General features: G+C 31.1%; 3 protein-coding genes and 1 rRNA gene. 2 read left to right on the top strand and 2 right to left on the bottom strand.

The genetic code is table 11. The features are described from left to right. Positions 1–219, bottom strand: a 16S ribosomal RNA gene (locus BXU01_RS22185); the annotation flags it as partial. Positions 220–769: 550 nt separating this feature from the next. Further along, positions 770–1,327 carry a hypothetical protein gene (locus BXU01_RS22180; protein ID WP_083695734.1) on the bottom strand — a complete coding sequence of 186 codons (558 nt, stop codon included), beginning with the start codon at positions 1,325–1,327 and terminating at the stop codon, positions 770–772. Positions 1,328–1,730: 403 nt separating this feature from the next. Here BXU01_RS22180 and BXU01_RS22175 point away from each other — a divergent pair, with 403 nt between their 5' ends. Together BXU01_RS22175 and cas9 are read left to right on the top strand one after the other, a co-directional pair. Then, positions 1,731–5,048: a TonB-dependent receptor gene (locus BXU01_RS22175; protein WP_083695732.1), complete on the top strand. Its 3,318-nt coding sequence runs from the start codon at positions 1,731–1,733 to the stop codon at positions 5,046–5,048. A gap of 311 nt (positions 5,049–5,359) precedes the next feature. Further along, positions 5,360–9,406 (top strand): type II CRISPR RNA-guided endonuclease Cas9, encoded by a 4,047-nt coding sequence (cas9, locus tag BXU01_RS22170; RefSeq protein ID WP_083695730.1) that lies wholly within the window; start codon positions 5,360–5,362, stop codon positions 9,404–9,406. Positions 9,407–9,857: the final 451 nt, after the last annotated feature.

The following is a 9,857-nucleotide window of genomic DNA, read 5'->3' as shown; positions in this document are numbered from 1 at the left end:
TTTTACCGTTGTGACTTTAATAGTGGTTTCATGCGAAACTGCTATGCTATGAGGTATTAATCCAAATTTCTCTGGGCTATCCCTCTGTAAAAGGTAGATTGCATACGCGTTACGCACCCGTGCGCCGGTCTCAGGTTCCGAAGAACCCTACCCCTCGACTTGCATGTGTTAAGCCTGCCGCTAGCGTTCATCCTGAGCCAGGATCAAACTCTTCATCGTATATTGTTGATCTTAATCACTCAAGATCGTATTGTTATTCGAATCAGTCTCTATCGGTTCTTTTAAATCTCTCGATTATCTTACTCTTTATTCTTTTGTTTTAACATCTCTGCTAAAACGGCTGTCAATTCAATATGTCTACGAACGTGTTTCAATTTTGTTTCGCTTGTGTTGCAAAGCGGGTGCAAAAGTACAACCTTTATTGAGATCTGCAAGGATTTTCAAAGAGTTTATTCCATCTTTTTCGAAACTTTTTCTTAACTTTCTGATAACAGCAATTTTAGACTTCAATATAAAAATACAAAATATAATATTTTTCTTATTTTACTGTATTTTCAACAAAATAAGCATTCCAAAAAAACTGCTTTTTATGAAATTCATAAATATAATTACCCTGTTGTCAAGAAAAATAGTGCTTTTAGAAAAAGTAAAAAGTCAACAATCATAAGATATCCCAAGATTAGGTTCTAATGTATTAAACAAAACACCTTTCCATTAATTTATTGCACAAATCCGTTATCGTATTCTTTATTATATATATGTTTAAAAATTAGTACACATTACTTCCTGAAATTGTAAGCATATGCTCTGTCTGTATTGAAGGACAACAATGACCGTCATTTTCTGCGTACTCTAATTTTTCAACATAAATCTTACCGTTACTGATTTTGTCAAATTGAAACAAATTATCAGGTTCATATCCAGCAATGACCTTCACATCATATCCATTATTTTGATAGAGTGTTAAACCCTGCCCAACAAGCGCATTTCCTCCACCGCTTGGAGAAAGAGAAAAGTATATTACAACATCTTCAATGCCATCACCCGTAAAGTCTCCTGTATATGATTCCTGAATATCAAGTGTTGCATCGTGCGATTTTAAAATTTTAGGTAAATAATTTTCGAATTGCTTTTCTGCAAGTCTTACTGCATCATTGGTTGATATTTTATGTCTACTAATTTGCATTTCTTTTATAGACAATTCCTTCTCTTTAAGTTCTAATTCTTTCTCTTTAAGTTCTAGTTCTTTTTCGCTTTTTGAATTATTGCAACTTATTAAATTAAAAGATATAAGTATTACAACTACTATTTTGATATTTATGTTCATTTTTGATTTGTTGTTTGTTTTTAAAATAATGTTTCTTCTTTCTAGTACCTTCTGGCTTGATAACGATATTTTTTACTAAAAAAGTTAAATTAAGTCATTTTCACTACCTTATTTTTAAAATTTAAAAACTGAAAAGTAACTATTTATTAGCAAAGTATCCCAGTATAAATACCTGTTTTTATTTAGAAAAAAGAAAATCTCATTTTATAATTTAATAGGTTGAATAAAACAAATTAAAGAAACATTAAACATTCACTTCAATAAAAAAAAATATCATAAAAGCTCCAAGAAAAAATAATAGCAATTCGTTAGCAATAAATACATTTTGTTAATAATACGTTAACATTGCAGCTTTTAATTGTTATAATTTTGCCAAAAACTAAACTGTAACAAAAGACAAAAAATGAAAAAAATTATTTTTATTTTGATTATTTTTCTATCAGCCCTAGGTCATGCTCAGGTAACGAGCTCAGCTATGTCAGGGAATGTTAGATCAAACAAGGGAGAAGCTCTTCCTGGGGCAACTGTTGAAATTGTTCACAAGCCAACCGGAACAAAGTATTTTTCTACAACTGATTTTGATGGTGGATATGCTGCACAAGGATTAAGACCTGGAGGTCCTTACACTATTAAAGTAACCTATATTGGCTACAAAACAACAGAAATAACTGATATTAATATTGGTTTAGGTAATAACGTTACTGTAAATGTTAAAATAGACGAAGAACAAAATGCTCTTCAAGAAGTTGTAGTTTCAACTAAATCAAAAGGAAATTTTAATAAAGGAAGAACTGGTGCTTCGCAACAGTTTTCAAATAGAGAAATTGTTGCAGTTCCAGTATTAGGGGCTCGTTCCATTAACTCTGTTACAAAATATAATGCCAATGCCGGAGCAAACGGAACTTTTGGTGGTCAGGATTCAAGATTAAACAACTTTACAATTGATGGTTCTGTATTCAACAACGGATTTGGTCTGGGATCAGATTCACAAGCTGGAGGTAGAACTGGGTCTACTGCAATTTCATTAGATGCAATCGAACAATTACAGGTAAATATTGCTCCTTATGATATTCGTCAATCCGGATTTTTAGGTTCAGGTATCAACGCTGTAACAAGAAGTGGAACAAATGAATTTGAAGGATCTGTTTATACTTCTACAAGAAGCAATAAAAAAGATTTTATTGGTACACATGCCGGTGATGTAACAATCAAACCAGGTAAATTTGAAGAAAAGATATTAGGAGCCCGATTTGGAGCACCAATTATCAAGGATAAATTATTCTTCTTTGGAAACTTTGAAACTATTGACAATACAAGCCCTGCTACGAACTTTACTTCTACAGGTTCTCCAAATCCAAGTGGTCAGAATTCTCTTCCGACATACACAGAAATGCAGACTCTTTCTAACTTCATGCAGGAGAAATTTGGTTACACTACAGGTCCATGGGAAAACTATGATTCATCAAAAGAATCAAAAAAATTCTTGACCAGAATTGACTGGAATATCAACGACAACCATAAGCTTACAGCTCGTTATGTATATCACGATTCCTCTTCTGATCAGTTAACTTCTAACTCTAACTCATTAGGTTTTGGTAACAGAACAAATAGCGGATTAGCAATGTCTTTTCAAAATAGTGGATATACTATTTTAGATAACACAAGATCTATCGTATTAGAATTGAACAGTAAATTAAGCAATTCATGGTACAATAACTTTATTGGAGGTTATGACAAACAAATTGAAGACAGAGGTTTAATTGGTGGCGGTTTATTCCCTACAATTGATATCAAACAAGGTGCTGCTACTTATATTTCTGTTGGTTTAGATCCTTTTACTCAAGGAAACAAACTTTCTTACTCAACACTTCACTTTACAGATAATTTAACGAAAACTATCGGAAAACACTCTTTAGTATTTGGTGCAAACTTTGAATATTTCAAATCTAGCAACTTATTCTTCTCAGGTTCAAACGGGGTTTACGTTTTTAACTCTTTAGCTGATTTTTATACTGCTGCAAATCAATCTTTAGCAAATGGTGGTGCTCCATCAAGTGTAACTCTTACTTCTCCTGCTCGTTTCCAGTACAAATATTCGGCTTTACCGGGAGGTGCTGAACCAATGCAAATACTAAAATCTAACAAATTAGATTTGTATGCTCAGGATGAAATGAAATTAAGCGACAAATTTAAATTAACTGTTGGTTTAAGAGCTTCAAGAGTTTGGTATGCTGATACAGCATTAGAAAACCCTACAGTTACAGCTATGACTTTTGCTAATGGCGAAAAATTCAACACTGGTACAATGCCGGATGCAGCAATCTTATTCGAACCAAGAGTTGGTTTCAACCTTGACTTAAACGGAGATGCATCAACAATTGTTCGTGGAGGTTCAGGAATATTTACTGGTAGATCTCCAGGTGTATATTTATCAAATCAAATTGGAAACAACGGTGTTCTTACAGGTGTTGTAGATGTTAGTGGTGCTGCTTTAGTGGCAGGAGGATATGGTTTTACAGCAAATCCGTCAAAATACTTTACTCCGGCTACACCAACAGCTCCGTCAACTTTTGACTTGTCATTTAATGAGAAAAAATTCAAATCTCCTCAGGTTTGGAAAACTACAATGGCAGTAGATCAAAAACTTCCTTTTGGATTTACATTTACAGCTGAAGGAATACTTCAGAAGAATATCAATGCTATCAATTATTACAATGCTAACTTTGATGGTCCTGTTGGAACATTTAGTGGTACTGACAGCAGACCAAGATATTCACGTAATGATAACGGAACACGTGTAAATGATAACGTTTCAAATGGTATCGTTTTAGCAAATACTGATGACGGATATTTTTATTCTACAACTTTTAAATTAGAATATCCTTACCAAAAAGGTCTTTGGGGATCATTCGCCTATACACACTCTAACGCTACAGACTTAATGTCTCCAGGATCAGTTGCTTCAGGTTCATGGACAAGTGCAAGATCTGTAAACGGAAATAACAACCTTGAAGTTTCTAATTCAAATAACAATACACCAAATCGTTTGGTTGGAGTTATCGGGTACAGAATTGAATATGGTAAAACTCTTGGAGGTGCAACTTCTATCAACTTAGGTTATATTGGTGAACAAGCCAGCCCATTTACTTACGCATATAGTGGAGATATGAATGGAGACAGAGTTAATGGTAATGATTTACTATATGTACCAAACAGCGCTTCAGAACTTCGTTTTGCTCCTCTTTCAGTAACAAGTTCTCCTATAGGTGGTCCTGTTACTACAAAAATTTATACAGAAGATGAACAAAGAGCCGCATTTGATGCTTATATTAATCAGGACAAATACCTTCGTACAAGAAGAGGACAATACGTTCAGAGAAATGAGTCTACTTTACCAATGTTACACAGATTAGATTTATCTGTTACTCAGGATATATACATCAAAATTAAAGGTAAAAAGAACAGCTTCCAATTTAGAGCTGATATTCTTAACTTTACAAACATGATCAATAAAGATTGGGGAATTTCACAAAGAGCTACAAATCCAAACGTTTTAGCTTTCTCTTCTGCAACAACGGGTAACGTGCCAATTTATACAATTGCTACACAAACAGATCCGGATGGAACAAGATATTTAATTAAAAATACTTACCAAAAAAATTCATCAACATCTGATGTTTGGCAAGCGCAATTTACACTTAGATACACATTTGGTAATTAATATTTAGGTTATAAGTAATACAAAAGATAAATATAAAAACGGCATTGACTTTTAGTTTAATGCCGTTTTTTTGTAATATATATTCTTCTGGTACTTCGATTAGTCTAAACTAAATCACGTTCAATAATAAACTAAACATCATAAAAAAAGCGACCCCTTGAGGCCGCTTTGAATGTTTTCACAACGGAATAATCCTTATTGTGAATTGCTTCAAAATTGTAATGCAATAATACAATAAAATCGACTAATTAACCATGATATTACGTAAATCAATAATCATCTTTTACTTATTGAGAAGTTAATTTTTAATGATGAAAAAAATATTAGGATTAGACTTAGGAACAACTTCTATCGGCTGGGCATATATACATGAAGCAGAAAATAATGATGAGATATCATCAATAATAAATTCAGGTGTTCGTATTATACCGCTTACTAGTGATGAAGAAGCTGACTTTAAAAAAGGAAATACTATTTCTATAAATGCTGATAGAACAGTAAAACGCGCAGCAAGACGAAGCCTGCAGCGTTTTAAACAAAGAAGAGATGCATTATTAGAGACTTTCAATAAAATAAATTTTATTTATAATGATTTTGTTTATGCTGAGACAGGAAAATCAAATACTTTCTCCTCATATCAATTAAGGGCAAAAGCAGCAGTCGAACAAGTCTCTAAAGATGAACTAGTTCAGGTTTTGTTGATGCTTAATAAAAAAAGAGGTTATAAAAGTAGTCGAAAAGCTAAGACTACAGAAGAAGGAGATTCAATAGATGGAATGAAAATAGCGAAAGAAATTTTTGAAAATAACCTTACTCCTGGTCAATGGATTTTTAATTCATTATCAAAAGGAAGTAAATTTATTCCTGATTTTTATCGCTCAGATTTACAAAAGGAATTAGAAAAAATCATTCATTTTCAGCATCAATTTCATTCGGAACATATAAATAAAAAACTTCTGGAAGATATTAGGGGAAAATCAAAAATGCAGACTTCTCAACATCTTTCAAAAACATTAAAAATTGAACTTTCAGAAAATAAAGGCAATAGAGAGGAAACCAAATTACAAAATTACAAATGGAGAAATGAGGCTTTGACCAAGGCACTCGATTTAAAAATTCTGGCAATTATCATTACTGAAATCAATAATCAAATTAATCAGTCCAGCAGCTATCTTGGCGCTATTAGTGACAGAAGCAAAGAATTGTATTTCAATCAGCAAACTGTTGGGCAATTTCAATATAAGCAACTTGAAAAAAATTCACATTCCAAACTTAAAAATCAAGTGTTCTATCGTCAGGATTATTTAGATGAATTTGAAAAAATTTGGGAAACACAAACTCAATTTCATCCAGAATTAAATAACAAATTAAAAATAGAAGTTCGGGACATCACAATTTTCTATCAACGAAAATTAAGATCTCAAAAACATTTAGTAAGTTTTTGCGAATTTGAAAAAGGACATAAAGCGATTCCAAAATCATCTCCTTTATTTCAGGAATTTAGAATTTGGCAGAACTTAAATAATATTGTTGTTAAAAATGAAACTACAAAGGAAGCTTTTCTTTTAGATGAAGACTTAAAAAAAATCATTGCTCAGCAACTATTATTCAAAGAGAGCATGACTGAATCACAAATATTATCTTTTTGTGAGCTAAAAAAGGAAAAACATACTGTTAATTTAAAAAAAATTGAAGGAAACAGAACTCATATAGCGATTTATAAAGCGTTTGAAAAAATTCTAATTCTCGAAGGTTATGATGAATTAGACTTTTCGAGATTAGAAGTATCTGAAATAAATAAAATCATTAAAACTGCATTTTCTAATTTAGAAATAAATACTGATATTCTTGATTTTGACACAACTATTCAAGGGAATGATTTCGACAAACAGCCCTACTACCAGTTTTGGCATTTACTATATGCTGCAGAAGATGATTATTTTTTAAAAAAAAGCCTGATGAATAAGTTTGGCTTTAAAGAAAATCACACTCCATTTCTCTTAAATATAAAGCTACAAGCAGATTATGGTAATTTGAGCGCTAAAGCTGTTAAAAAAATCTTACCTCATTTAATTGACGGACATATTTATGACAAAGCATGCATGTTATCCGGATATAATCATTCAACATCTTTAACAAAAGAACAGAATAATGATAGAATTCTAAAAGACACATTGGAATTGCTTAAAAAAAATAGTCTAAGAAACCCTGTAGTAGAAAAGATACTTAACCAAATGATTAACCTCATTAATGCTATTTTAAAGGATCATACATTAGGAAAACCTGATGAAATTCGTATAGAAATAGCTCGTGAGTTGAAAAACAATAATGAACAACGAAGCGAAATAACAAAAGCTATCAATAAGGATACTTTAGAACATGAGCAAGTCAGGAAGTTATTATATAACGATTTTGGAATTCATCGGGTAACCAGAAATGACATTACACGTTATAAGCTTTGGAAAGAGTGTGATGGAATTTCATTATATACAGGGAAAACAATAGAACCATCAAAATTATTTACAAAAGATTATGATATCGAACATATCATTCCAAAATCACGTTTATTTGACAATAGTTTTTCGAACAAAACTATTTGCGAACGTCAATTAAATATTGATAAAAGCAATAAAACAGCCTACTCTTTTTTAAAGGAAAAATTATCTGATGAAGAATTTGATCAATTCGAAAAAAGAGTACAGAATTTATTTGGAAAAATCACCAAAACAAAACAGAGCAAACTCTTAATTGCAGATAATGAAATTCCTGAGGGTTTTATAGAGCGCCAATTAAGAGAGACACAATATATAGCCAAAAAAGTCAAGGAAATCTTATTGGAAATTGCCAGAAATGTAACCTTAACTACTGAAAGTGTAACTGATAAACTTCGCAAAGACTGGGAATTGATTGATGTTATGAAAGAACTCAATTGGAAAAAATACAATCAATTGGGTTTGACTAATATTGAAAAAGGTAATAGCGGAGAACGCTTGTACAGGATTAAAGATTGGACAAAACGAAATGACCATCGTCATCACGCTATGGATGCTATAATAGTTGCTTTTTCTAATCCCGCATATATTAAATACTTAAACAATTTAAATGCAAAAACGCAAGGTGATAAAAAAGCAGATTCTATTTTTAAAATTGAAACAAAATATTTAAGAAGGGATAAAAATAATAAACTTCGATTTATAGAACCAATACCTAATTTTAGGGAAGAAACAAAAAAACAACTCGAAAGCATATTGATTTCCTACAAATCAAAAAATAAAGTAGTAACCAAAAATAAAAATATCACTAAAAAAAGTGGTGGAACAAATAAGAAAATTCAACTCACCCCACGCGGACAATTGCACAAAGAAACCGTTTATGGTAAGGTGCAGCAATATGTTACAAAAGAGGAAAAAGTAGGTATTAATTTTACAGTTGAATTAATTAATAGGGTTACGAAAAAACAATATAGAGAAGCTTTATTAGATCGTTTGGCAGAAAATGAAAATGATCCTAAAAAAGCTTTTTCAAGAGAAAATTCAATCTCCAAAAATCCAATATATACAGACTCCCAAAAAACTATTGAATTACCTGAAAAGCTAAAATTAGTCTGGCTCGAACCAGATTATACTATCCGAAAAGATGTTAATCCGGATTTAAAAATTGATAAAGTCATAGATATTGGTTTAAGATCAATACTTCAAAGTCGTTTGAAAGAATTTGGTGGAGATTCTAAAAAAGCTTTTATCAATTTAGATGAAAGTCCAATTTGGCAAAATAAAGAAAAAAGAATTCCAATAAAAAAAGTGACTATTAGAGGCATAAGCAATGCTCAGGCTTTACATACAAAGAAAGATAATTTGGGTACTGAAATTTTAGATGATAAAGGGAACCCGATTCCGGTCGATTTTGTAAGTACAGGAAATAATCATCATGTTGCTATTTACAGAGATACACAAGGAAATTTACAAGAAAAAACTGTTTCTTTTTATGAAGCTGTTATCCAAAATAATTTAGGATTGTCAACTATTGATAAAGAATTTAAAAAAACGGAAGGCTGGGAATTTGTATTCTCATTGAAACATAATGAATATTTTATATTTCCTTCTGATGGATTTAATCCACAGGAAATTGATCTTTTAAATAAAAGGAATTATTCTTTGATTAGTCCACATCTATTCAGAGTACAAAAATTGGGTACAAAAGATTATAATTTCAGGCATCATCTGGAAACTCAATTATTAGACAATAGTGAATTAAATAACATCTCTTACAAAAGGATTAGAAGTCCAAAAGAATTATCAAACATTGTCAAAGTCAGAATTAATCATTTAGGTCAAATTGTGCAAATAGGAGAATATTAATTAGGATAAAAAGAATACTCTTCTTCGGTAATCCATATTATTTAGTACTAAAAATGAGCCTGGAAATCACAGAGGAACAATTTGGAATGATGGAACTATTTTATGAAAAAAAACTGTTTAAACAAAAACATTAAATAGCTGTATTGCAATCCTTATACAGATTTCTTTTAAAACATATAATTACCACGACATCAAATATTGACTCGATACGTGGAATTATAAGTAAAAAATACAATTTTGAAAGCAATTCACAACTTGTTCATGATTTTACTTCCTTTAATCTCATTGAGAATTTGATTGAACAAATATTACAATTTGATAAAAACTAAACATCATCAAATTATTAATATATAATTATCTTTTATTAGAAAAAAATCTTCAAGACACAATAAATCAAGACTTTAAAAACACAAGGCAATAAATATTCTTATTTTTGGAGCTTCAGGCAGCT

The organism is [Flexibacter] sp. ATCC 35103 (assembly GCF_001975985.1).
Lineage (GTDB): Bacteria > Bacteroidota > Bacteroidia > Flavobacteriales > Flavobacteriaceae > Flavobacterium.
The sequence above is the reverse complement of the archived record's forward strand: the minus strand, read 5'-3'. Positions and strand labels throughout refer to the sequence as shown.